The sequence below is a fragment of the Stieleria varia genome (genome assembly GCF_038443385.1).
In the GTDB taxonomy this organism is placed as follows: domain Bacteria; phylum Planctomycetota; class Planctomycetia; order Pirellulales; family Pirellulaceae; genus Stieleria; species Stieleria varia.
Window position 1 is genome coordinate 1990038 of record NZ_CP151726.1, and the last position, 24500, is coordinate 2014537.

Here is a 24500-nt window from a genome sequence, read left to right on the forward strand (position 1 = left end):
GTTTTACTCCACTTTTTCAACCAAGGGCGTTAACTCAAGCGATAGCTTGATCCGCAACGCATCCTCTGCCAAGCCTGCTGACTCCATTTTCGCAACGAGCAATTCCAGGGGCCCCGCCTGCAACGATGGGGGCAAATCATTGATACTTTGTTCCCACTGAATCCATCGATCGGTGACATCGCGCGGGGACGCAAGCTTCCATCTCAGTTGGTCTACCAGTCCTGCGATTAGCGGCCGTTTTGTGTTCGCCGCGAGCTGATCCAGGATCGCCTCCGCCTCGGCTCGCTGTGTGGGCGATTCCAATAGCCAACTGGCACAGACCAGACGAACCGCATCGGATTGCTCATTCGTCTTGGTCGTCGCGGCGGTGATCGCGGCAACCGCACGCTCTCTCGGCATCGGCGTCCAAGCAATCGGCAAGGAGGCGAGCGACATCGGGGCGAGGGAACGTTGATCGAGTTGCGACACCAGCTCCAGTGAGATCTCCGCGCGATTGGTTCGCCATGCCGCGTCGGCAGCGAGCATGGAAAGCCATTGTTGACGCCAAATCGGAGGTCGATCGCTCGGATCGTCTTCGCTGCCCAGTGCGTTGATCAGCCCCAACAAGGCATCACCGTACTGGCCGTCGAGATACAGACGAACTGCGGTGGACTCCGCGTCCGATCGATCCAGAGATCGCACCCAGATGACCCGCTGAGCAGCGATCTTTGTCAATGCGTCGTCACCTGCCAAGCGAATCGCTAAGTGCTGTCCATCCAATGACGCAATCAGCCCGGATTTGATTGTGATCGCGCGAGGATACCAAGTGCTGTCCGTGGACGCTCGCTGGGCCGGTGCCAGCCAAACGGTGTGCGGTGATTCGGTCACGGAACTCGTCTGCGCCGATACCGAGCTTGGGCACCCGATCCATGCAAGCACCACAATAGAAACCATGCGAGGAAACATGCGACAGAGGGCTAAATGGCGAAAGACATTGATCAGTGCGTTGATCAGTGCGTTAACCATTGGAAACTCATTCCATGAAATCATTTCTTCCTCCATTCCTCGTTGGTCACTGCTTGGCTTCATCCGCTGACCGTTCGGTCTCATCCGCTGGCGGAGTCCTTAATTGCTCTCGACTGAGTTGTCGAACGTCCACGTACTGGTACTGACCTCCGTTTTGCTCCGCCAATTCTCTGAGAAAACCGGCAGGTGGAGCCACTGCGGTGGAGCCGAATTCGATCGCATGGATGGTGGTACCGCTTTGCTGAGCGCGGCGTTGGATGTCTGCAAGCTGTGTGGCGGACAAGCGTGGAATGCGTGCGTCGGTCAAAAAGAAGATGACGTCGGGAGACATCCGCAGCGCCATCTTCAACGCGGCTTCGTGCTCCGTTCCCCCCACCGCCGTCATGGCTTGGATGTAGCGCTCGGCGCGACGGATCAACGCTGATTCTCCCGATACCATTTGCAACGCCATCCCAGAGAGTTCAAACGGTTTTGGCTGGTCGTTGTAAAAGATGATTTGAAACTGTTGTCTCGGCGAGAGCGTGCGTAGGCTGCGAATCAGTTCGGCTTTGGCGCTTCGCAAAGGTCGGCCTTCGAAACCGTTCATGCTGTCGCTACGATCGAAGACATAGACAAAACGTGAACCGCTGCCTGACACGCCGAACACCATCGTCGTAGCTTCTTCGCCTTTTGCAGCAGGACTTTTCCGGCCATCACTTTCGCCAAAGGCATCTCCATCGAGATTGGTTTCGCCCGAGAGGCCGGTGCCGGAGGTCGGTGCCGGTGTGGCTTCGATCGCGGCCAGGACACCGGCCAGGTCAATCGGAGGCGAGAGATCGGCCGGTGGAGCAGATGCGGCCGCGGCGTCGTTGCTGGTTTGCTGGTTGTCGGTCGCCGACTGCTGCTCCGGTTTGGCCTCCACGTAGCGATCACGATCGGGCAGCCGGTGCACCATCGCGATCCCGACGGGGCGATCGGCGGACTCGCCCGTGCCATGCGTCGTCTGTGTCAGGACCAGCCCCATCACGACCAGCAGCACCACATGTGCCGCAATCGACAGGATCATGGCCGGCGCGGTCCGCTGTGGGATGACTAGCTCGGGAGGCCGATCAGGCGGCAAATCGCGGTGCGAGCGGACCGTCGATTCGGCGGCCCCCCGCTGGCCGGAGGCGGGCGATTGCGGTGCGATTTTGTCGGGCTGGGGCATGAAAAACGATAAAAAGTCAACCTGGTGGGAGAAAGACGCGACCGGTGCAGTCTGTGTATCCGTTGCCACGCTTCTCAGAACAGTTCCGGACCACTAGTTTATGGGGCGAAATGGCGGTGGACATGTCGTTTTTTCAAAAAGCAGTCCGATTACCGACCTCATTGTTTTCCCACCTCGACCAGCCGGGTCCGCCGATCCGAGCCGTTTGGAGAATCTGTTGTGAGCAAAGCTCGTTATCTGTTTACCAGCGAATCCGTCAGCATGGGCCACCCCGACAAGCTGGCCGACCGGATTTCCGACGCCATCCTCGATGCCATTTTTGAACAAGACCCGAACAGTCGCGTCGCATGCGAGACCATGGTCACCACCGGCGTGGCCATCATCGCTGGTGAAATCTCTACCCAAGCCAAAGTGAACTATGCCGACGTTGTTCGCGCAACGATCAACGAAGTCGGCTATACCGATGACCAAATGGGAATCTGCGGCGACACCTGTGCCGTGATGGTTTCCTTGGACACACAAAGCCCGGACATCGCGCAAGGCGTCGATGCGGGTGAAGGCAAAGACGTCGGCGCGGGCGACCAAGGCCTGATGTTCGGCTACGCGTGCAAAGACACCGATGAACTGATGCCCCTGCCCATCGCCCTGTCGCATCGTATCATCAATCGAATCACCGAAGCTCGATTCAACAAAGAAGTCAACTGGCTGCGTCCAGACAACAAGAGCCAAGTCACGGTCGAGTACGAAGGCAACACGCCGGTGCGAATCGACACGGTGGTCGTCAGCGCTCAGCACTGTCCCGACGTGACCAACGATGAGATCCGAGAGTTCATCATCAATAAGGTCATCAAGCCGTCGTTGCCCGCGGAACTGGATAAGGGTGACATCAAGTACCACATCAACCCGACGGGCAAGTTCGTCGTCGGGGGACCTCACGGCGACTGCGGCTTGACCGGCCGCAAGATCATCGTCGACACCTACGGTGGCTGGGGACGTCACGGCGGCGGTGCATTCAGTGGCAAGGATCCGACAAAGGTCGACCGCTCGGCGGCATACATGGCTCGCTACGTCGCTAAAAACATTGTTGCGGCTGGACTGGCCGAGCGTTGCGAAGTCCAACTCGCGTACGCCATCGGCGTCAGTGAACCGGTCAGCGTCCACGTCGATACCGAAGGAACAGGAACCGTCGCGGACGACAAACTCTGCGCCTTGGTTCGCGAGCATTTCCCACTGACACCCGCAGGAATCATTGATCACCTGCAACTGCGTCGCCCCGTCTTCAAGGTCACCACGGCCGGCGGTCACTTCGGTCGCGAAGGTGACACGTTCACTTGGGAAAAGACCGACAAAGCAGACGCATTGGCCGCAGCGGCGAAGTGAACAAGCGTTTTGGTCCATAAGTCGACTCGATTGTTTTGGTCCACTGACGTGCATCTCAACCACGTTGCGATGCCGCAGTGGGACCAATGGATCGAAGCGATTGAGGACGCCAAAGCTGACGCGGACAAACATGACGCTACCGTCGCCGGTTTGATCATCACCGGCGACATCTCCGAAGCGGACGATGTCATCTTTCAGTTGGAGCGGATCGTCGGCGTCACCCGGTTGCCGCTCTATTTCGTTCTCGGCAATCATGATTTTTATCACGGTCTGATCGCCACGACTCGCGGCGAAGTCGTTCGGATCATGCGTGAGAACGAAGACCTCTTTTACCTGACGGACACCACTCCGATCGAGATCGCGCAAGACGTGTTTTTGATCGGCGACGACGGATGGGGCGACGCCACCGTCGGAGACTACGATGGTTCGCCCATTCGGCTGCACGACTTTCAGTTGATCGCTGACTTTGTCGAATCCCGTACAGCCGATTGGCCCAAGCTGTTGCATCGACTCGGAAAAGAATCCGCCGATCGGCTCCGCGACAAACTCTTGGCATTGCCCGAGCGTGTGCGGCAAGTCCTTGTCGCCACCCACGTGCCCCCGCAGCGCGAGTCATGCTGGTACGAAGGGAAGGTTTCGGACGACGATTGGGCGCCGTTCTTTGTCTGCGGTCAGATCGGCGAAGTCTTGGAGTGGTATGCGGATCGACATCCCGATGTTCATCTGACCGTTCTCTGCGGCCACACCCATCATCAAGGAGTTGCCCGAATTCGCGACAACCTGATCATCTACACCGGCAGCGCGGTCTACGGAGAACCCACTGTGCAATCGGTCATCAACGCGGATGCCGATGAGGTTGGTCTTGTGGATCCTAAAAGCGGCGACACGTAAGAGTTTTTGTCTTGCACACCTCTAGCCCGGATGATTCATCAGCCGCTGGCGCGATAGCGTCCGGTTCCCGAGTATAGGTGCAAGAACCGGACGCTATCGCGTGGCTGCTGATGTGCGCAGACTGTTTTCGTGCCGATCCACGCAAGCCGTTTCACGCAAACGTGTTGCGATGACCGTAGTGAGTCGCGTGAATAATCCGGGCTAGTGCTTTGTCACCATTGGTTTCCAGGCTCCTGCCTGGGAACCCAATGATTAGCAGGCTCCTGCCTGCCGATCTGCTGACAATTTCCAGGCCACGCTGACTTTCGCGAGGCAGAGCCTCCATGGCAGTGCGTTCCCAGGCGTGAGCTTGGGAACGAGCGTTCTGCGGGGTGGCGATCAGCGAGAAGTGTCGAGAAATGGCTGGTGCGATCAACTTTCTCAGCGGGACGCTCTCGTCAGCGGCCGGGTCTACCGTTTGGCATCCGCCGCCTGATAGCGAAACGTTGGTGGGTTGGATGACACGCGGCGGATGATTCCCTCGACGCTGTCGATTTGCGAACAGACAGCGATGTCGTCGCCGTGGCCGATCGCCTGCAAGTTGCGTCCTCCCTGTGATCGCCGCAATTCCTCGACGATCCGTGACGCATCCGGCTTTCCCGTTCCCACACTCTGCTGCCACAAGGCCCACGCGATCCGCGCGGAATCATCCAGTCCGGTTTCCTGATCGCGGACTTTCAATGCGTCGACCAAACCGCCGGCCAGCAACACATCTTCGCTGCTGATCCGGCCGTTGGTGCCGGCGCAAACGATGCATACGGACTCGTGCCCTGAAAGCTCTTTCACCGACGCAGAGAAATTCAGCAGCGAGACGCAGATCATCTCGCCAGCGGTCTGCGATTTCGCGATCGCAGCGGTGCCGTTGGTCGTGGTCATGATCACGCGTTTGCCGGTAACCTGCTCGGTGGTGTACTCAGACGGTGAATTGCCCAGATCAAAGCCTTCGATTTTGATGCAGTGACGTTCGCCGCACAGCAGCGAGGGAACTTCTGACTGTTTCGCCATCCTTCGGGCTTCTTCACTGGACGCGTAAGTCACGATGTCCAGCGCACCCGCCTTTCCGGCGGTTGACATCACCGACGTGGCCCTGAGAACATCGATCACTGCGACGCAGCAACGTGTCAGGTCGAGTTGAGGATCGATTTCATCAGGCAGCAATGCAACCGAGACATTCATACGCTCACACCATCCTTTTCTCTTTCCAGCGACCTTGGATGAATCGTCCCGTCATGGCGATCCCCAGCATCCATATCCACATCGTGATGATCCACCACCACCATTGCAGGGACGTGTCCAGGTATGCCGAATCCGGCTGTTCGGGCAATCGTGTGGGTTCGAACTGATAGCCGATCGTCAGTGCGACGATCGAAGCAGTCAGTCCGGCGAGCAATACAAACCAAGTGTCGCCCGCGCCACGCAGAGCGGATGCGAAAATCAGTTGCGAGGAATCAAGAATCAAATACATCGCCACAAATCCCAACAGACCTTGCGCGATGTGAGTCGAATCCAACGTCGACTGGTCCATCTCGCCGTACGTATACAGCGACATCATTTTGTCGGGCAGTGCGATGTACGCGATCGCCCAAAAAACGGAATAGGTCAATGCGAACAGAAACGCCGCCACCGCGCTCATCGTCGCACGTTTTGGGCCTGATTCCAGCAAGTGGCGTCCGACCAAGACCGAGGTCGCAATTCCCACGCCGACCAGTGGAATGAAAGCGATCATATTGAAGTTGATCGCCATGGCGGTTGCCCTGAGTGGCAAGTCACCCAGATTGCCGATCCGCAGAATGATCACCGTGAAACCGCCCGCCTCCGCCAGATTCATCAAGCCACTGGGCAGCCCGTAGAACAACAGATTCAAGAACACCGCGCGATCGAATCCGAATCCAGACAGGATTTCGTAACGTGACTGAATCGCAGGGCGACACAACAAGACGGCGTAGCAGGCGGCTTTGAACCAGAATGCGACCACCGAGCCGATTGCCGCGCCGACGATTCCCATCGCGGGGATCGGCCCCAAGCCAAAAATCAGCACGGCATCCAGGATGATATTGAGGATTCCCGAAAAGACGGAGACCCACATGATCACGCGAGTCCGCTCGGTGCCGGCAAAGAATCCGCTCAACGCCGTCTCCAACATCAATCCCACCGCGCCGATCATCAGCCAACCCAAATAGGCCGACTCCAGTGCGATCAATTCCTCCGGCTGATTCGTCCAGCGAAACGGCAGATCGGCGTAGAGAGCAACGGCCGAAAAGAACGGAATGGTCAGCAGTGCCATCCACACGCTTTGCCAAATCAGCCTGCCGACCTTGTCGTCCTCCCCAGCTCCGACGTGCTGACCGATGATCGCACCACTCATGGAAATCACTCCCATCGGCACGCAGATCAACACCCAAAACAGATTGCCGCCGGCCATCGATGCGCTCATCGACGGACCATCGAAACGCAGCAACAAGGTCCGGTCGGTGAACAGGACCAAGCAAAACGTGCCGGTGCTGACCATCAATGGCATCGCCACCCGGATCAGCTCCAGCATCACATTCCAAAAGGAAGGCAAGGATTCATCGGCTGGTCCCGATGCGAGGGCTTTGTTCACTCCGAATCACTCAAAAACCGATTCGGAATCAGCATGGCAAACGCGACCCCGGCGATCAAACCACCGATGTGCGCACCGTTTGCGATCCCCGATATGCCAAAGATACAGAACACCAACCAGCCCAGCATCAACATCACGTTGCGAGGCGGGATTCGCAGGGGATAAAAGGAATCGATCATTGGGCGGATCCAAAGGAAACCGAACAATCCATAGACGGCTCCCGACGCTCCGATCGAAAACGGAGACCCGGCGAGTCCGCGTGCCCAGACCGGTAGCGCAGAAGGCGGCGGTAGGAACAACTGAAACGCCATGCCAACCAAATAACTGACCATCAGGAGGACAAAGTATTTCTTGGAGCCATGCAGTCGTTCCAACACGGAACCGAGCATGAACAACGCAATCATGTTGAAGGCCAAATGGAACATGTCCCCATGCAAGAACATGGGCGTAAAAATTCGCCAGACCTCGCCCTCACGCACCGAGTGAAAAGCGTCCCCGGTCTGGATATATTCGCCCGGATCCACAAATGAAAGTTTGTCATACGCTTTTTCTTCAAAAGAAATCTGGCCTGGAATCTCAGAGGTATTCTGCCGCGCAAAGCCCGTGGAAAAACTCAAAATGACCGAAATCAGGACCACACCGAGCGTGACCGGGATGGCTTGTTGCCGACCCGGCATCGAACTCATCGCTCCGACGCCGCGTGTCTTGGGCATCGACATCTTTAACTTCCGTTGTGTTTCCAGCCGACGGCGGTTTTCTGCGATCCGCTGGTCACGGATTCGGCTGGCCTCCGAACTGACCTTGAACTTGGGGTCATCCGGCGACGCCAGAAACTCGGCAAACGCCTGCTTCGCCTCATCCACGCGCTCTTCGTCACGCACCCACAACGTCCAGCCACCTTGGCCATCCGAATCGACCGAAGATTCGATCGACAACGTGATCAAGTAGTCAGCCAATCGCTTGGCCAGCTCCTGTGCTTTGTCGGGGTCGTTGACGGTTCCAATTCGCCGCATGCCGTACCAATCAGGTCGTTGGGGGGATTTTCGGGTGAGAGGCTCGCCGATATCGATTTTGGAAAATTCTGAGTTTGGGAGCCGGTGGATCGGTCACTTTACGCCCGAAGTCCATAATTTGCACGCGGGGTGCCTGGATTCCCAAAAGAGAAAGCGACCGGCAAAACCCGGCATTTCGAGCCACACAAGCCGTTCATCACGGGGGGGACGAGCAAGATGTGCCTTGCCCAGGCTACCCGAACGTGAATACTATAGCCGAACGGCCGAGTACACCCTTTGGCCGGAAAAACATTCTGTCGAGACGCTTTTGCGTTTCGATACCGTCAATTCACAGTACACCTCCAGTGAAGGGGTTTGGGAACGAACGATGGCAATCAAGCTTAGTGAGCGAGCGGCTCTGGAAGTCGAACGATTCCGCAAAGAGCATAATTTCGGCGAAGACATGGTGCTCCGCATTGGCGTCGCCGGCGGCGGATGCAGCGGATTCAACTACACCCTCAACTTCGACGACAGCTTTGACGAAAAGGCAGACTCCAAATACGAGTGCCACGGAGTCGCGGTCGTCGTCGACAAAAAGAGCTCCCTGTATCTGGACGGCACCACCGTCGATTGGCACGAGAGCTTGGAGAAACAAGGCTTCACCTTTGACAACCCCAACGCAGTGAAGAGCTGCGGTTGCGGCAGCTCATTCCAAGCCTAGCTTTCCAGTCGCTGAAAAGTCACAACGTCTGCTCGGCCGTGATCGATATTCGATCCCGCCGCAGCAGACGTTTTTTTGTGCGCCCACTGCGTCAAAGAATTCGGGGGCACACCTGGTAGTGGGACTCGCCAGGAATTCCTTTCGCACAGGAATCCTGACGAAACCCACTATGCCACCTATGGATAATGCATCACCCAAGGTGAAGAATGTCGATCAAGTGTGACCGACAGACGGGGCGATCGATGATCTGCTAGCCCGGAACATTCATAACCCGACGCGTGAGCGAGGGATACCCGTTAAATCCCTCGCTTACGCGTCGGGTTATGAAAAACAATCTGCATTTCCCAGCGATATCACAACTCATTGTCAAGAATCTGTTTGCGATAAAATCAATCATCCGCGTGAATAATCTCGACTAGCGACGGTCCACCATAAAGGTTCCGTTGTCGGCGACGTTGAACATCGGGCGGCTGTGACGATGGCATCCGCCCAGCCCACCGGGTCGGAACGTGAATCCGATCGACAGATTCCAGCTTTCTTGCTCCGGCTCATTGGCCAGATCGTTCTCGCTCGCACTGAGATACGTCGCGCCCGTGTTGAACGATAGACGTGGACCGACCGGGATGTCGGCCAGCATGCCCATCAACGCGTCGCTGTTGTCGGTCCAGCCGCCGAACACGTCGCAACTGCCGCGATTGCCAAACAGCTGTCGATAAAAGAATCGGTACTGATTGGTGGCTTCGAACGTGATGTTTTCCGAAAACGCGGTGCCGCTGGTGTTCGTCACGCTGGTGTTCGAGCTATCACTGCCCGAACTGGCCATGAATTGAAATCCAACCGTATGCGGTCCCTGCGTCTTCCAACTCAGTTCCGTTCGGATCTGAGTCAAGTGTGCTTGGTAGTACCAATCGTCGTACAGATTGTCGACGACCACACCGTACTGAAACCCATAGTCGACTCGGCGAAACAAACCGCTGGTCATGAAGATCTGGTGACGCGTTTCATCGGAGAAACCGGTCCCACCAAGATTCGCTTGCGTGGCTCGCAAACCCCATTGCCAAGCCATGTCCCAGCCGTTCAACCAACTCAACGAACGGCCTTCATTGAATCCCTCGTAAAACCCAAAGTTGCCGCCGTCTCCTCGACGCTCGCCAGCCGCGTTGACGGTGGCGAAATTCATCGGGCCTCGGAATCCTTGAACACCCGCGAACAGTTCGATCCGCTGCCAAGCGATGTACAAGACAGGAACGCAAAAGTTGAGTTGGCCGTAGCGTCCTGCAGTTCCTGAGCAAGAGTCGCAACCACACGGTCCCGACTCGGCACCACAGGAGACTTCGCCACACCCGTGGCATCCGAAGCTGTCACAGCCGACCGCTCCACAGCCCATCGGCCCTAAGCCTTCCAAGCCACAACCGGGTTCGAAACCACAACCCGGCTCCAGCCCACAGCCTGGCTCGATACCACAGCCTGGTTCCAGTCCACAGCCGGGCTCCATGTACGTTCCGCAATCGCAAACCGGACCGCATCCACCGTCGCATCCGCCGTGAAAATAGCCGACCGGCTGTACCGCGGATTGTTTAGGCGATTGTCCTCCGTTGCGCTCAGACGCATCGTCAAAAACCGGCCGGGCGACCGCGACCGCGCGGACAGGTTGAGCATGACTGACGTCGATCCGCTGACCTTCGAATCGGCTTGAGTTCTGTGCCCAAGCATTCAAATTTGAAGTGATCACCCCCAGCACGATGACCGCCGACGCGATGCGTGAGGCAGATTTGGTAATCCGTTTGGCGGTTTCACTGGCCAGGGGCAGCGTGTGGCGTCGTCGTGACGTTATCATGTCTTGGGTATTCCCGAGCGTATTGATGGCGCCGGGGCTGCCATCGAAGTCCATTCCTTGTACGTTATCGGCCGCTAGAGCTTTGCTGATGAGAAAACTTTGCGCAATCGCTACACTTTCACACCTCTTGCTTGCATTCGCTGCAGCCCCATCATGGGGCCAGGATCCGGGGGCAGCCGATGCCACGGCGGAACAGCCCGCGGCCGAGAAACCGGCACCTGCAGCCGATCCGGCTGCCGCTGTCGTCGCCAAGTCGGCCGAGACACCTCAGCCGATCGATTCCGAATCTGCGAAGGTGACGTATCCGCGTGTGGTGAAAGCATCTGGTGATGACTTGTGGGTCGTGGATTTGGATTTGCCCGGTATCTGGAAAGTCAGCGGAGAGGAACGGACTCTGTTCGCGCCGGGGACCAAGTTGCTCCGCAAGCCGATGAATCGGCCTTGGTGCGTCGTACCACATCCCAATGGTGGAATCCTGGTCGGTGATTCAGCGACGCGTGAGATCTATGCGATCGCCGAGCCGGGGACGAAGTTGACCGCATTGAACAACGGCTACATCGGAATCCCGATGGCGATCGCGGTTTCACCGGACCAGAAAACGATCTACGTCGGAGACGCGGAAAAGCGAGCGGTGTTTTCACTGCCGATCGGTGGTGGTAAGCCCGAGTTGGTCGTGCGAGTGAACGCGCGTGGATTGGATTTTGATGATGACGGCCAACTGTGGGCAGTAACGCCGGACGCGGATGCGGTGGTCCGAATCGATGTCGCGGCAAAAACATCAACGGCCGTCATTACAGATCGTCCTTATCAGTTTCCTTGCGGGATCACTTGGTCGGGAGACCACGGTTACGTGACGGACGGTTATGGAAAGTCCATTTGGAAATTCACCGCCGATGGCAAGACAGAGAAGTGGTTCGAGGGCGATCCGTTGACGCATCCGGTCGGTATCACCTCAACGGACAAGTCGATCTTGGTCGCCGACCCCAAGACCCAGCAGGTCTACGAAATCGACCGCGGGACCCAAAAGGTCACCAAGCGACTGTAGTGAGCATGCGTTGGGCATCGCATCGTTTGACCCGCAGCCGAAGGCGCAGGAGACGCTTCCAACCGGTCTGCTCCGCAGAATCAAACGCCGCTTCCGCCTACGCCCTGAAAGGGCCCGGAGATGACAGCCCAGGGCAAAGCGAAGCGACGCCCTGGGTTGAATGGTTGCAGTCCCCATTTCACCCTGAAGGGGTGAGACAATCGCTCAGCAGTAGATGCCCCAAGTGAGCCTCAGACGCTAGCCGTGAGCCTGAGGCGGATTGTGGTGCCTGCCCACGGCTAGCGCCTGAGGCTCACTTTCTCAAGTTTCACCCTGAAGGGCAACGATCTCAACGAGACGGGCGAACGTCCTCGAGTATCTTTTCCAGTTGCCGCATACTGCGTGACAACAGCACTCGGACAGCGACATCCGTCTTGCCCAAACGCTCCGCGATCTCCTTGGTCGGCAGGCCTTCGGCGTATCGCATTCGGACAGCCGACTTTTGCTCGTCATTGAGTCCTTCGATCGCTTCTTGCAATCGCATCATACGGATGTCGCGGCTGAACGCGGCGCTGGGGCTGGTCATGCTGGCGGCCAGCATCTGCTCCAATCCCATCCCCGGGGAATCGCCGTCGGCACCGCCCGCATTCATCGACTGTTGACGATTGGCGTCTCGCCGTTGGGCACCAAAATGAAAACGATGGGCGTCGACGACACGGCGGCGGGCGACGTGCTGCAACCACTGCATCGGTTCGTACTGTTCCAAGGGCGCCGTTTGCAAGCTTGACAAGGCCGTGGCGGAAACCTCTTGGACCAGATCATCGACCTCGACCAGTTTCAGGAGATGTTCACCGGTGATCGCGCGGATAAAACCGGCCAAGCGATTTTGGTGATGCTGGATCAACTGCGCCAACGCATCGGCATCTCGCTGCTTGACCCGGGCGATCAACTGTGCGTCGCCGCCCCAGTCTTCACACTCAAGCTGCTCAATCGCAGCATCATCGTCAGGAGCGTTCTCTTCTGATTCCATGGTAGACCTCGCCGCAGGAGTCGAAACAAGTCATAGTATAGCGGTTCCGCGGCCACCGCGTTTGCCGACCGTTTTATTCGTCAACAAAGACCCCGACTCAGCGTTGACCACTTCATCTCACTCTGACGACCGTTCCGACTCCAAAACTCCTCCACACCTGGAGGACACGACGGACGTGCCGTCACGGATCAGCGAGACGTTTCAAAATCAGCTCGACGCCGTTTTGGAGTCTTGCCTGGATCGCTTGGTCGAGATCGCACCGCTGGAGTGTCCCTCGCAGCTGGCGGAGATTTTGCCCAAGGATGATCCCACGGTGGCGAGATTTGTGTTGGTCGAGTTGATCAAGATGGACATGGCGATCGCATGCGAATCGGGCGCAACGGCCGAGGAGCCGCCCTGCATCGAACGTTACCTGGACCAATTTGGCGAATTGTTGCCACTGTCCAACGTTCCGGTCGATTTGGTGATGGAGGAATTGCAGTTACGCCGCGAGATCGGCGTGTCGATCGACGCCGCAGATTATCAGCGACGATTTCCTCAGCATCGCAGCGTCATCGGACAGTTGCTGGGGGTCGCCGAAGCCACTGCGGCGGTCCAAAACCGTCGTGGGCCGCCGACCGTCGAGATCGGTGAACAGATCGACGATTTTTTGATCCTGCAGACTCTCGGCAGCGGTGCCTTCGCCAATGTTTACTTGGCACGGCAAGTGTCGATGTATCGCTTGGTCGCCCTCAAGGTTTCCAGGGGAACTGGCGACGAACCACAAACACTGGCCCAATTGGATCACCCCAACATTGTCCGTGTTTTTGATCAACGAGGACTCGCTGACAGCGATGTCCACTTGCTCTACATGCAGTACCAGCCCGGTGGAACGCTGGCCGACGTGGTCGCAAGAATACGGGCACTGGGCCAGTCGACAGAAGGACTGACCGGTCAAGTGTTGCTTGATGCGGTGGACCGACAGTTGTTGCGTGCTGCGCAGGTTGTGCCTGAGCGATCCAGTGTCCGCGAGTGGATGGCCGGGGCACCTTGGCCGATGGTCGTCGCTTGGATCGGGCTTCAACTCGCAAGGGCCTTGCAAGACGCACACGATCGTGGCGTCTTGCACCGAGATGTCAAACCGGCCAACGTGCTGTTGTCGGCCGAGGGCATTCCCAAGCTGGCGGATTTCAACGTCAGTTTTGCCGGCGTGGCCGGGCGTGCAGGTGCGGCATCCAGCTTCGGCGGATCGATCGGGTACATGTCGCCCGAACACCTTCGCGCGATCAATGCGACCGGACTTTCGCAGCCCGAAGCTGTGGCCGAGCGTTCCGACATCTACGCCTTAGGAATTCTGCTGTGGGAACTGTGGCAGGGCGTTCGTCCGTTCGACACCGGCTCGTCACCGAACTCATGGACGCAAGCCGTTACGCAGCAGTTGGCCGCTCGCGAGCAACCATTGGTCCAACCCCATCGCCTGGGAGGCGTTTCCGAACGAGTCTTAGAGTCGGCGCTTCACCATGCGTTGCAGTATGCACCGGAGGATCGCCCGGGCAGTGGCTCGGAGATGGCGGGACGATTGAAACTTGCCCTGCATCCCGACGCGGCAAGACTTTTCGATCCGGACCCTGATAGCTGGCAGGGCTGGTTGATGCGTCGAAGCCCCTGGTTGGTCGCTGCGGTGGTCATCTTGGTGCCTAACGTGCTGGCGATGATTTACGGGTATTACTACAACTACTGGGAGTCTCTGAAGAATCATTTTGAGAACCAAGTCGTGATGAGGCAGTTCAATAATCTCGCGGCCTGTGTCAACATTGTTGCCGTTCCCTTAGCGGTGTTGTTGGTGTTTTGGTACACGCGAAAGGTGGTTCACGAACTGCAGCGGGTTTCCCGAGGCGAGCCGTTGACGAAGCAAGGTCTTGACGACACCATCAGCTTGGCATCACGAGCCGGAATGATTGGCGGAGCCTTGTGGTGTGTCGCCGCTGTGCTGTATCCGATCGCGTTGCGGATGATGTTGCCCGAGTTCACGTCCAGTGAAGCCAGCCACTTCTTTGTCTCGCATATCATCTGCGGCGGCGTGGCGGCGATTTATCCGTTCTTTGGGATGACCGTTTACGCGACCGCGGCGGTCTATCCACGACTGGTTCGTGTTTCGATGAACGACGCCCAATTCGACCAGCGCTGGTTTGCACTGGTTCGGCTCTGCGAACACGTCTTGTTGTTGGCTTGCCTGATTCCTTTGGTCGGATTGGCGCTGATGGTTGTGTCGGGAACCGATTCACGCGGAGTGATGATGACCGCCGTGATGGCCACCGCCGCAGGACTGTTTGCCGCGTTCTACGCATACCGAATGATCGTCAGACAATGGGCCCAAATGAGCACAGTGCTTTCCGCACGCGGTTCCTCCGTCGTTCCAACAACCCCTGGCGACCAATCGGTCTAACCGCCCTGGGGACACAGCACTTTAAAGATTGCCAGACGGGAAAGACCGAATTGCCCCTCAACGGCGTTTCGTCCTCCTGGACAATCTGCCACCACGAGCTATCTCACATACAAATAGTGGTCAAAGTTGGAGTCCAGGCTTCAGCCGCTCAAACCTGTATCTAACCAAGACTCTAACACCTAGCACCTGGACTTCAGCGGTGGAGTAAAAGTATTCGTTGTTCACGACGTGGCGCGAATAAAACCCCTTTCCCCTTTTCGAGCTCTGGCGCAAAACGGCGTCGGTGGTCGCATCCGTTCTTGGATTCTGTTGGCTTCAGCCTTTCCGATGCAGCATGTTGACTTCATGTTTGGATTCCCTGTCGATGATGTTTGCTAGAAAGCTGGAGAAGTCCGATTCATACATCTCGTGTTTATCAAGTCTTTGCTTCCTGTTTTTGCGACCCACCAGCGTGAACCCCAGTCCTAATAGAGTCTTCTCTCCGTCTTGTGTCGCCGCCATCGCGTAAACCTTCTCAACGACGTCAGGGTTACAGAAGTGGCAAATCATCGTCCTCAACATTCTGACAATACAGAACATCGCATGACGTCGGTGAGCTTTTTTGATGATGATGCTTTCAATGTAGATGCTCTTGATCGAGTCTTTTTCTTTATCGCTCAAGAGATTGTAGTGCCTGATCCCTGTTTCAAGAATGTCGCCCTCTCGATAGAGTTCCATGCAGTCATCTTTGATGGCGAGCAGTGTGAAGTGTCCGACAAGTTCTTTCGATTCCAAACCGTTGGAATCGATCGTTCTTGCCTCGATGACGAAGAAGCCGTCCTGGTTGACGTCGTACCATTCCTTGTAAAGTTCAACAGGTACCGCATCGTCGGGATAAAAGGAAGCCTGCAGCTTCGCAATCTCAACAAGATCGGATTCCATCGCTTCTCGTACTGAATACATGGGAGGCATTTTGTATCCGATAACGCTCGCGAATCGGCGTCTGATTTCGTATTGGATTTGGTAGAAAAATGCCCCCGAGAGCACAATGAGCATTGTGGAGATCCCCACGATTCTAAGATTCCCATCGGCACCGATGATGCCGATGATGCCACTGACGAACCCGATTCCCGGACCGATGAAATTCAGGCTGTTTTTCGAGCTTTGCGATAAGTGCATGTCAAGGATTCGTCTGGGAATGGGATGGCAGGGAACGGCTTGGGCAGCATCGGCCCGGAGGCAGCCACGGAGAAGCATCATGTGGCTGATTGGAGGAATGTGTCACGGATCAGATTGGGTTTGACCACCTAACGCGAACCGGATGCGGACGAGTTGTATTCCGAAGGTCTCACGCATTCAATGCCCAGTAATGTTGATTTTGGAGTCTGGCAAGTGCATTATGATTGTAGACGGCCGGTTGACGAGTTATTTCATCCAGATGCCAGTTCATTTCCCGTAAAGTACGTTGCCTGCCACGACTTCTCAGCAACGGGAAATCAATCGGCCCAATCATAAACGCCCACCATCGTGTGACCTGTTCGCCTGCCTGATGCTGGGACGCAAACTAGGTCCCCTCCCACCATATCCGCTCGCCCAAATCCGCTCACACGAAAGTCCCGCCAATGAGATCGCTATTGAGTGTCATCCTTGTTCTCCACCTGACTCTCGCCACCGCTCACGCGCAGTTCAACCAGCCTCCGGCCAACGAAGGTGATCGTTTGCTGGCCGAATACTTTCACAACCAAACGCGGCAATTGAGTGAAAAAACGTTTGCAGACATTCAGACGCTGGACGACTGGACGAGCCGACGCGACGAGTATCGGTTGCAATTGCTGGAGATGCTCGGCTTGTCGCCGATGCCGGAAAAGACACCCCTGCAGCCCGTCGTCACGCAAACGCAGGAAAACGAAGGCGTGATCGTCGAAAACATCCAGTTTCAATCGTCGCCCGGTTTGTATGTCACCGCCAATCTTTATCGTCCTAAAGAACAAACCGGCAAGCTACCGGCGATCCTCTACGTATGCGGGCACGGACGCGAAGCGGTCGATGGGGTCAGTTTGGGCAACAAGACACACTATCAACACCACGGGGGTTGGTTTGCCAGGAACGGATATGTCTGTTTGATCATCGACACGATTCAGTTGGGCGAGATCGAAGGAATCCATCACGGAACCTATCGAGAGAAAATGTGGTGGTGGAACAATAGAGGTTACACGCCCGCCGGTGTCGAAGCATGGAATTGCGTCCGATCGCTGGACTATCTGCAGTCACGCGAAGAGGTCGATGGCGATCGGATCGGCGTGACCGGACGCAGTGGTGGCGGTGCCTACTCATGGTGGATTTCAGCGATCGATGAGCGGATCAAGGTGTCGGTCCCCGTCGCGGGCATCACGACGCTGAAGAATCACGTGGTTGACGGTTGCGTCGAAGGACACTGCGACTGCATGTACTTTGTCAACACGTACCGCTGGGACTATCCGATGGTCGCTGCAATGGTCGCACCGCGTCCCCTGCTGATCGAAAACTCAGACAAGGATCGCATTTTTCCGCTCGACGGCGTGGTCGATCTTCATGCCAAAGTCCGACATATTTATCGGCTCTACGACGCAGAAGAAAACCTGGGGCTGCATGTCACGGAAGGTCCGCACAAGGACACCCAAGAATTGCGGATCGGCGCGTTCCATTGGTTCAATCGCTTCCTCAAGAAACAGGATCCTTTGATCGAAACAACCGCCACACCGTTGTTCGAGAAAAAAGATCTCAAAGTGTTTGAATCCTTACCCGACGACCAACGGGTGACCACGATTCACGAAACCTTTGTTCCCCAAGCCAAGGCGGACCAAGCGATCGCGACGGGGGATCTCAAAGAAGCGATCCGTGAACGAAGCTTCGGCGGTTGGCCCAACGAACCGGAGGACTTGACGCTTGAAGTCGTTCAAACGCATCCTGTCAACGAAGCGTTTCGTTTGATCGAGTTCACCAGCCAAGCCCCTTACCGACTTCGCATCTGCCTGCATCAACGGCCCACGGATGAAAAGATTCCTTTGCGAGTGATCGTTTTGAACGACGCCGGATGGAAGCAATGGGGGCCGATGCTGGCCGCGCTGTTCCCCAAACAGTTTTCGGACATCGAACCCAACGAAGCGCTGTTAAAAGAGTTTGAGCAACAAACCGAATTGGTGAATCACGCGTTTGTCATGCCTCGCGGGATCGGGCCGACGGCTTGGACGGATGACGAGCGAGAACGAACTCACGTTCGTCGTCGATTCATGTTGCTGGGGCAGACCCTGGGTGGAATGCAAGTCTATGACCTTTGTCGAGCCGTCGAAGCGTTGCAACACGTCGATGGGTTACTGACCGACGGAGAGGACATGCAGTTTCACGCCAGCGGCGACGCTGCAATCTGGGCTTTGTACGCAGCATTGTTCGCCGACGGCGTCGATGGATTGGTACTGAGCGATTTGCCCAAGAGCAACCGAGACGCGCCGGATCTGTTGAACATCAGCCGTTTCGCGACCCTCGATCAGGTCATCGAGTTGGCACGTCAACACGTCGATCATCTCAATGTCAGGAACCGCAGGTAGCCCCCTCACGTGACAGCTCCTCACCGCCAACATCAAGAGCATTTCGGATTCGGCCAAATCAGCGAACTTGGTAGCTCAACCTGATCGTAGCCTTCGCTTTCGTCTTTTCGATGTTGACAACAATTGTGCGATGTCTCCCGCGGATGTTGGAGGACAACATCAGGGGCTGTCGAATCGGACGCTATCGCTTTTCTGGCTGCTGGATGACTCCGGGCAACGGCATGTTGCCCTCGATAGCGACGATGCAAAGGTGGTTGTCAATGCTGCCGGCCCAGATTCGACCCGATGGGTATGCTGTGACTGAGGCGAGGGGACGCGGGAACCAAGCGGCGACGGTCTTGCCGTCCATCGTTTCAATCAGTGAATCGTCCGTGCGGCCTATCCAACGCCACGGGTGTTCGTGCCGTTTTATCGCTAACGCACTCAGATCGGTTGTCCCGGATATCGACTCAACGCATGATCCACGATTGAGATCCCAGATCATGATCTCTGGCTCATGCTGGGAGGCAGATAGCAGGAAACGACCATCCGGCGTGAACGCGAGTTGCGATATCTGTTGTCGATGGCCGCGAAACTCATTCAACAGTCGTCCATCATTGGCATCCCATAGCGATACGGTCATGCTGGCACCACCGGAGGCAACACGTTTTCCGTCTCCTGAGATCGCAACACAGGTGACTCCGAGCCAACCTTCTGATTCACATACGATGCAAAGTCGTTCCCTGTTTTTCTGCAGGTCCCAAACTCGAACGGTCTGATCCGCTGCACACGAGACCAACGTTTGACTCTCTGTATCGAAAGCGAGTTGATTGACCCAGTCCTTGTGCCCGTCGAGTCTCGTTCGGAGAACTTTCGTCGGCCAATCCCAGATCAAAATCGCCCCTTCTCGTGAACCACATGCGAGGCAGTTTCCGTCGGGTGCGAACAGCGGCCGATCCAAACGGTCAGTCGGGAGATCGCTACTCATCATCGTGGGTGTGACCGCATCCACGTCGAAGGCAGACAGGAGGCCAGCCTCGTCCACGACCACGACCGATTGTCCGTCAGGCGAAAAACTGGCAAAGCGTGCGTCGTGGGGCGTCGAAGAAAGATCACGCAGTTTTTTTCCGTCCGTACCGTCGCAAAGTCGCGGCACGGGGTCAAATCGTCCAACGGTAACCAGTCTGCGACCGTCTGGTGAAAGCTCCACTCCATCCAGGTAAGTGCCGTGGTCGTACGTCATTTCCCTTGGATCGGCATCGGATTGCATATCCCGGATTGCGATGCAATGACCAGACGTGCAGGCGATTGTCAGTCCGTCGGGGGCGATCGCGACGGCTCCACCTTGCAGGTCTTCGGTCGAAATGGATCGCACAAGAGAGCCGTCTTGAAGACTGAACACGCAAAGGGAACCGTCGTCTTCCATCACAGCTAGCAAGAGCCCATCAGGCGAGAACGACAGTCCGCGGACGCCTGAATGTAGCTTCTGTGAATACTGGATCTTCTTTGTCTGGACATTCCAAACCGTGAACGTGCCGTCGTCCAATCCCCATGCTGCTCTGTCAAAGCTTGACGCCACCTCCAGAACGTTGATTCGACCTTGACCCGAGGGTCGAATGGCCTCACATGAGTCATTTTTCCAGTCGTAGAAGACAATGGACCCATCGAAGCATCCTGCCAACACTTTTTCCGCAGTTCCGACAAATCGGACCGCAGTCACCATGTCAGAGCATGTCGTTTTTGCAACGACGTCCCCTGTGGCTGGGTCCCATATACAAACATGGTTCTCATTTCCTCCGGTAACCAGGCGTTGCCCGCACGGCGACCACGCAACATCGTTTAAGATCTCACCGGCACCAAAACAAGAATGCTCTGTCCCTGACTCTGAGTCCCAGATCCTCAACGACCGATGGCTTGCTGTCGCGATAAAACGGTCATCGCGACTCCACGCGACGGCGTGAACATCAAGGCCAGGAACTCGGTAGCCGACGCCACCGTGAACGATGTCCACAAACTCCTGGGGCGATAACTTCGCTAACTCATCCGATGTGAATGTCTTGATCAGGCTTTGAAGCAGAACGCCGCTTTTCAAGTCCCATACTTTAACGCTGCCATCGCTTGCCCCTGAGGCCAAGCGACATCCGTCCGAAGAAAAGTCGATCGAATTGACTGAACCCGTATGGCCTCGGAAGACTGCGATCAGACCTGAGTCGATTGGATTTGCCGGTGGGCGCAGGGATCTGAGCCAGATGAACCCAGGTGTGCGGTGCTGCTTACCTGATCGCCATGTTTCCAAGACTTGAAAAAGCTTTGTCTTTCGAGTGTCCGGTGTTTCAGATTCATCCGACCCTCGATTCACTGATTGCATGGAGCTTGCGGCGACATCGCCATCGTGCCACCAGCACTGATTCCACATCGTTTGAAAGAGCGTTGTCGGATGTTGCTCAAGGAAATGCGATTCTCGTCGGATTGCCTTCTGCAACAAACCCAACGTTTTCGCGTCCGGACGCTCTTTCGGAAAGGCGGCAATCGCTTCCGAAAAATCTCTTAGAAGCTCGAAGATCATTGGAATGCTGTTCGCATTAGGGTTTCGCCTCGGCTTTGGCTTCGAGGAACTCCCAGTTCAGCAGCAGATCGGCGACCGCCTTCCATTCCAACGCGGTTGGGTCATCTTTGCCAGTTAGCTTTGCGACTTCGAGTGTGTGATAGGGCAGTTCGTCCACTTTACGAATGTTGACCGGACGTGGCGTCGGGGGAAAAGCTCTCGAACGTTCACGCTGAGCGTCGATATCTTCCAGAAAATAGGGATGACGTGTGTCATCACCGAAATACTTGGCGAGTTTCTGATGCAGATAGAGACGCTCGCCATCGTCCAGGTATCTTCTGCGAACTGCATCTTCCACCTGTCGGTGATAAAAGCTCAATACCGTTGTTCCAAAAGCATTTCGATCAGTGAGATAGGATTCCAAGTCACCGTGCAGGCGTGACCAAATCAAGACCGGTAATCTTGATTGACGCTGACCCGACTCTCGCTCGGTAGGGGATCGCAGCGCAAAGTCCTGCATGACATCTTCGTCGGTCGATAGCACATCGATCAACTCATCCTCCGTCAATCCTCGCCGGCCAGCGGCGATGTATCCGAGCGCACGGCGTGTCAGCACTTCTCCATGCGCCCGGTTGTCTTCCAATCGCGAGAAAAGGTCGCATAGAATTCCAGGAACACCAGGTGATAGTCCTGGGGAACCATCGTGTCCCGTTGGCAATGCATCGTACGATTTCCAATGTCGTGACTCCTCGAACGCCAGCTTCAGCCAGAGGGGCAGCCCGCACTGCTGGGACTCAAAGCCATCCAGAATGCTCTCTTGCTGTTTGGTCGTGAGGCGACGCCCCACATCGGCGTGCCAGCGATTCAATAGTTCTTTGCCCTGAATCCGACTCATTCGACCAAGCTGAATGTGGTTGCGTGTCGGAATCCGACTCGTCGCTCTCTCGTAGATTGCTCGAGATTCGATTGTCACCATCGAATCATCCGAGTCGAGCATGGACAGAACGAGCCTGCAGTTGCCAGGTAACGAGTTCCACGGTATCCAGGCCAACTGATGTGCACCATCAACTTCGTTGAGCTGATCCAACGCATCCAACAGGATCACGAGTGTCTTGTTTGCAGACGCGATGGCAAGCGTCTCGTGAAAGTAACGCACCACCTCGTTCATTTCCGATAGGGATGGGCTTTCGTCTTGCAATTGGAATCGAAAGCGAATTTCATCGGTTAGACTGATCAACATCGAACGCAGGTCCGATGCTGACGGCGTCACACCCAAAAAGCGAACGATGGTTACCGTATTGGAATGCTCCGGTGAGTCAAGCTCTGCGGCAGTGTTCGCCATCAACGCGGTTTTTCCCGACCCGCCAGGACCGGATATCAGCAGCGGTTGGTCATGAGAGCCTTGTCGCAAATACTCTGAAATGCGTTCTCGTTCCTCCACTCTCCCTGTAAAGTGGCGACATCGCTGATCCCCGAACATCGCGTGAAGAGTCGCTTCGGAATCCATTGATTCAGCGATGACATCTCGCTCATCAAGGGCGTCCTGGATGATTGACGATAAATCCAGGAAAACGCCTTCTGTGAATGAACGCAGCCAAGCCTCGTCATTCGGACTGGACACATCGTACGATCGAAAGCGGGCGCCCAAGCGGTCTCGTAGTTCAGACTTCAAATTGCAAAGTCGTTGGTCAGCCTTGATATCCCAAGTGCCATCGTCATCAACGAGGTCGCAATACTCGTGATACTCTTGATCGATCACTTTGTCTCTTGACTGGGATCGCTGTCTCGCAAAGTAGTTCAGATTCCGTGAATAACAGACGACATGTTCGCTGGCTTGGACGCTTGCCAACGCGCCGTTTCGAATTTCTTGATGAGTCGCTGAGTCAAAATACTTCGATCGTCTCGGGTCATCCTCCGCGAACGCTCGCAAAGCTGCTTGTTGCAAAATGAAACGTAGTTGAGCTTCGTCAAAACTCGCGTCACGAGGTTGCAGAACCCGCTCGGGCTCAATGGCATTCAGATCCAAACGATAGAATCGCTGCAGTTGACTCAGTTCCGACTCGGGTGATGAATCTTGAGATCGCTCGACGGCATCACATAGCTGCTGAAACTCGATCTCGGGAATCTCTGACGGCAGCGGACGCCATCCGTACCGGTCGCCCAGCAGCATAAGGAAATTCGGACGAGGCGTTGTCGATTGGCACCGTCGCAACTCATCCAAACAAATTCGCATCGTTTGATGATTCTCAGTCGCCTCCTCGCTGATTCCCCAGCGAAGGTCAATCGCTTGAAATCGTGCGTCGCGACTTTCGCAGAATTCACGCAATCGAGGGAAAACGAGTTGATTCAGCAGTTCGCGTTCTATCCGAAAGTCTCGGAACGACGAACTGACAAAGACACGAAATAGTGGACGCGATTCTCCAAACCAGGCGTTCATGGAGCATCTCTAGCGTTGTGAAACGTACTTGCTGATCTCACGCAGCGCAACGGCTTGAAAATGGTTTGTGGCTAGGTGACGAAGATATTGCTCGAACTTCATTTCGTCGGTCGATACCCATGGGTGCGGCGTGTCCGGGATTCCGTGAAAGGTCATGACGGCGATCTTGCCATCGGTTGCCAGTTCGCACGCGGCTACGAATTGCTCAAGCGTACTTTCCGGCTTGCTATCGAATGCTTGCGGAATCAGCAATGCGTCGTCATGTTTGGGATCGTATGCTCTCGATCCACCAGCCCTGGCGAAACGATAGCCTCTGCGTCGAAGCACCTGTACCGCATCGTCGCTTGTGGCATAGCCGGGGTAGCAAAAGCTCGTGGGTTTTGGGATCCCGTGTTTCTCGCATCGCTGTTCGATGTATTCGATGTCGGCATCGATCTCACTGGGTTTTTGCCGATTGACTCCGACGTGACGACGAGTGTGATTGCCGATCTCAAAACCGGCATCGTGAAGAGCCAGAATCTGCTCCCACGTCATGTAATCGTCTTTGTTGGTGGTGAATTCGAATCCTTCGGTGATAAAGAACGTCGCGCCGAATCCATACTTTTGCAACAACGGTGCCACGTGCGTGTAATGACTGATGGCTGAGTCGTCAAACGTCAACACGACCAGTTTGTCGGGAATTTTCAGTGGTTGTGGTGAGGACGAAACCTGCGATGCGTCACTCACTGGATTTGCGGGATCGTCAGCCGATGCTGCGAGCGAGAGCATTGCGGCGAGCACCGCAGCAAAGAAGGAAGCATAGCAAGCAGATGGGCAGGACATTCTTGTTTACGGGTGTGTGGGA

The 24500-nt window shown here is 56.1% G+C and carries 17 protein-coding genes; 6 read left to right on the top strand and 11 right to left on the bottom strand.

What is annotated here, in order from left to right:
• Positions 1-3: 3 nt before the first annotated feature.
• Both Pla52nx_RS06860 and Pla52nx_RS06865 read right to left on the bottom strand, forming a co-directional pair.
• Entirely contained in the window at positions 4-1005 is a 1002-nt protein-coding gene (locus Pla52nx_RS06860) for a hypothetical protein (RefSeq protein ID WP_342190355.1), read from the bottom strand.
• Between the two features lie 46 nt (positions 1006-1051).
• Entirely contained in the window at positions 1052-2191 is a 1140-nt protein-coding gene (locus tag Pla52nx_RS06865; protein ID WP_231742363.1) for a hypothetical protein, read from the bottom strand.
• A 219-nt stretch (positions 2192-2410) separates the two neighbouring features.
• Between Pla52nx_RS06865 and metK the strand changes: the two genes are divergently transcribed.
• On the top strand, positions 2411-3571 hold the full coding sequence (gene metK / locus Pla52nx_RS06870; protein WP_146522323.1) for a methionine adenosyltransferase: 1161 nt from the start codon (positions 2411-2413) through the stop codon (positions 3569-3571).
• Between the two features lie 48 nt (positions 3572-3619).
• Positions 3620-4462 carry a metallophosphoesterase family protein gene (locus Pla52nx_RS06875; RefSeq protein WP_231742365.1) on the top strand — a complete coding sequence of 281 codons (843 nt, stop codon included), beginning with the start codon at positions 3620-3622 and terminating at the stop codon, positions 4460-4462.
• A gap of 450 nt (positions 4463-4912) precedes the next feature.
• Here the strand turns inward: Pla52nx_RS06875 and Pla52nx_RS06880 are convergent, their stop codons facing one another.
• From Pla52nx_RS06880 to Pla52nx_RS06890, 3 genes are read right to left on the bottom strand one after another with little or no spacing between them, the layout of a single operon-like run.
• A complete protein-coding gene (locus Pla52nx_RS06880) occupies positions 4913-5677 on the bottom strand; it encodes a 2-phosphosulfolactate phosphatase (RefSeq protein WP_146522324.1) in 765 nt (254 codons plus the stop codon).
• A gap of 4 nt (positions 5678-5681) precedes the next feature.
• A complete protein-coding gene (locus Pla52nx_RS06885; RefSeq protein ID WP_231742366.1) occupies positions 5682-7103 on the bottom strand; it encodes an MATE family efflux transporter in 1422 nt (473 codons plus the stop codon).
• Positions 7100-8116, bottom strand: coding sequence for a rhomboid family intramembrane serine protease (locus Pla52nx_RS06890; protein WP_146522325.1), 1017 nt, complete (start codon positions 8114-8116; stop codon positions 7100-7102). Before Pla52nx_RS06890 ends, Pla52nx_RS06885 begins: the two co-directional genes overlap by 4 nt.
• A gap of 367 nt (positions 8117-8483) precedes the next feature.
• On the opposite strand from Pla52nx_RS06890, the gene Pla52nx_RS06895 reads away from it, so the two are divergent.
• Positions 8484-8816, top strand: a complete 333-nt coding sequence (locus Pla52nx_RS06895) for an iron-sulfur cluster assembly accessory protein (protein WP_146522548.1) — start codon at positions 8484-8486, stop codon at positions 8814-8816.
• A gap of 415 nt (positions 8817-9231) precedes the next feature.
• Here Pla52nx_RS06895 and Pla52nx_RS06900 read toward each other — a convergent pair whose 3' ends face one another.
• Positions 9232-10653, bottom strand: a complete 1422-nt coding sequence (locus Pla52nx_RS06900) for a DUF6666 family protein (protein WP_146522326.1) — start codon at positions 10651-10653, stop codon at positions 9232-9234.
• Positions 10654-10741: 88 nt separating this feature from the next.
• Here Pla52nx_RS06900 and Pla52nx_RS06905 point away from each other — a divergent pair, with 88 nt between their 5' ends.
• Positions 10742-11698, top strand: coding sequence for an SMP-30/gluconolactonase/LRE family protein (locus Pla52nx_RS06905; protein WP_146522327.1), 957 nt, complete (start codon positions 10742-10744; stop codon positions 11696-11698).
• A gap of 328 nt (positions 11699-12026) precedes the next feature.
• Here the strand turns inward: Pla52nx_RS06905 and Pla52nx_RS06910 are convergent, their stop codons facing one another.
• On the bottom strand, positions 12027-12707 hold the full coding sequence (locus Pla52nx_RS06910; protein WP_146522328.1) for an RNA polymerase sigma factor: 681 nt from the start codon (positions 12705-12707) through the stop codon (positions 12027-12029).
• Positions 12708-12810: 103 nt separating this feature from the next.
• Between Pla52nx_RS06910 and Pla52nx_RS06915 the strand changes: the two genes are divergently transcribed.
• Positions 12811-15132: a serine/threonine-protein kinase gene (locus Pla52nx_RS06915; RefSeq protein WP_231742369.1), complete on the top strand. Its 2322-nt coding sequence runs from the start codon at positions 12811-12813 to the stop codon at positions 15130-15132.
• Positions 15133-15447: 315 nt separating this feature from the next.
• On the opposite strand, the gene Pla52nx_RS06920 is transcribed toward Pla52nx_RS06915, so the two are convergent.
• Positions 15448-16290, bottom strand: coding sequence for a hypothetical protein (locus Pla52nx_RS06920; RefSeq protein WP_146522329.1), 843 nt, complete (start codon positions 16288-16290; stop codon positions 15448-15450).
• 443 nt (positions 16291-16733) lie between these two features.
• Here Pla52nx_RS06920 and Pla52nx_RS06925 point away from each other — a divergent pair, with 443 nt between their 5' ends.
• Positions 16734-18695 (top strand): alpha/beta hydrolase family protein, encoded by a 1962-nt coding sequence (locus tag Pla52nx_RS06925; protein WP_146522330.1) that lies wholly within the window; start codon positions 16734-16736, stop codon positions 18693-18695.
• Between the two features lie 181 nt (positions 18696-18876).
• Here Pla52nx_RS06925 and Pla52nx_RS06930 read toward each other — a convergent pair whose 3' ends face one another.
• Genes Pla52nx_RS06930 through Pla52nx_RS06940 form a run of 3 tightly spaced genes read right to left on the bottom strand, consistent with a single transcriptional unit; the run spans position 18877 to position 24478 of the window.
• The gene (locus Pla52nx_RS06930; RefSeq protein WP_146522331.1) at positions 18877-21240 is read right to left on the bottom strand and encodes a WD40 repeat domain-containing protein; all 2364 of its coding nucleotides are present in this window, start codon (positions 21238-21240) and stop codon (positions 18877-18879) included.
• A gap of 16 nt (positions 21241-21256) precedes the next feature.
• A complete protein-coding gene (locus tag Pla52nx_RS06935) occupies positions 21257-23656 on the bottom strand; it encodes a DUF4062 domain-containing protein (RefSeq protein ID WP_146522332.1) in 2400 nt (799 codons plus the stop codon).
• A 9-nt stretch (positions 23657-23665) separates the two neighbouring features.
• Positions 23666-24478 carry a polysaccharide deacetylase family protein gene (locus Pla52nx_RS06940; protein ID WP_197454932.1) on the bottom strand — a complete coding sequence of 271 codons (813 nt, stop codon included), beginning with the start codon at positions 24476-24478 and terminating at the stop codon, positions 23666-23668.
• Positions 24479-24500 lie beyond the last annotated feature (22 nt).

What these genes read in the sequence shown, in the direction of transcription:
- Pla52nx_RS06860 (WP_342190355.1), bottom strand. Translation starts at nt 1,005, where the DNA reads ATGGTTAACGCACTGATCAACGCACTGATCAATGTCTTTCGCCATTTA.
- Pla52nx_RS06865 (WP_231742363.1), bottom strand. Translation starts at nt 2,191, where the DNA reads ATGCCCCAGCCCGACAAAATCGCACCGCAATCGCCCGCCTCCGGCCAG.
- Pla52nx_RS06880 (WP_146522324.1), bottom strand. Translation starts at nt 5,677, where the DNA reads ATGAATGTCTCGGTTGCATTGCTGCCTGATGAAATCGATCCTCAACTC.
- Pla52nx_RS06890 (WP_146522325.1), bottom strand. Translation starts at nt 8,116, where the DNA reads ATGCGGCGAATTGGAACCGTCAACGACCCCGACAAAGCACAGGAGCTG.
- Pla52nx_RS06895 (WP_146522548.1), top strand. Translation starts at nt 8,484, where the DNA reads ATGGCAATCAAGCTTAGTGAGCGAGCGGCTCTGGAAGTCGAACGATTC.
- Pla52nx_RS06900 (WP_146522326.1), bottom strand. Translation starts at nt 10,653, where the DNA reads ATGATAACGTCACGACGACGCCACACGCTGCCCCTGGCCAGTGAAACC.
- Pla52nx_RS06905 (WP_146522327.1), top strand. Translation starts at nt 10,742, where the DNA reads ATGAGAAAACTTTGCGCAATCGCTACACTTTCACACCTCTTGCTTGCA.
- Pla52nx_RS06910 (WP_146522328.1), bottom strand. Translation starts at nt 12,707, where the DNA reads ATGGAATCAGAAGAGAACGCTCCTGACGATGATGCTGCGATTGAGCAG.
- Pla52nx_RS06920 (WP_146522329.1), bottom strand. Translation starts at nt 16,290, where the DNA reads ATGCACTTATCGCAAAGCTCGAAAAACAGCCTGAATTTCATCGGTCCG.
- Pla52nx_RS06925 (WP_146522330.1), top strand. Translation starts at nt 16,734, where the DNA reads ATGAGATCGCTATTGAGTGTCATCCTTGTTCTCCACCTGACTCTCGCC.
- Pla52nx_RS06930 (WP_146522331.1), bottom strand. Translation starts at nt 21,240, where the DNA reads ATGATCTTCGAGCTTCTAAGAGATTTTTCGGAAGCGATTGCCGCCTTT.
- Pla52nx_RS06935 (WP_146522332.1), bottom strand. Translation starts at nt 23,656, where the DNA reads ATGAACGCCTGGTTTGGAGAATCGCGTCCACTATTTCGTGTCTTTGTC.
- Pla52nx_RS06940 (WP_197454932.1), bottom strand. Translation starts at nt 24,478, where the DNA reads ATGTCCTGCCCATCTGCTTGCTATGCTTCCTTCTTTGCTGCGGTGCTC.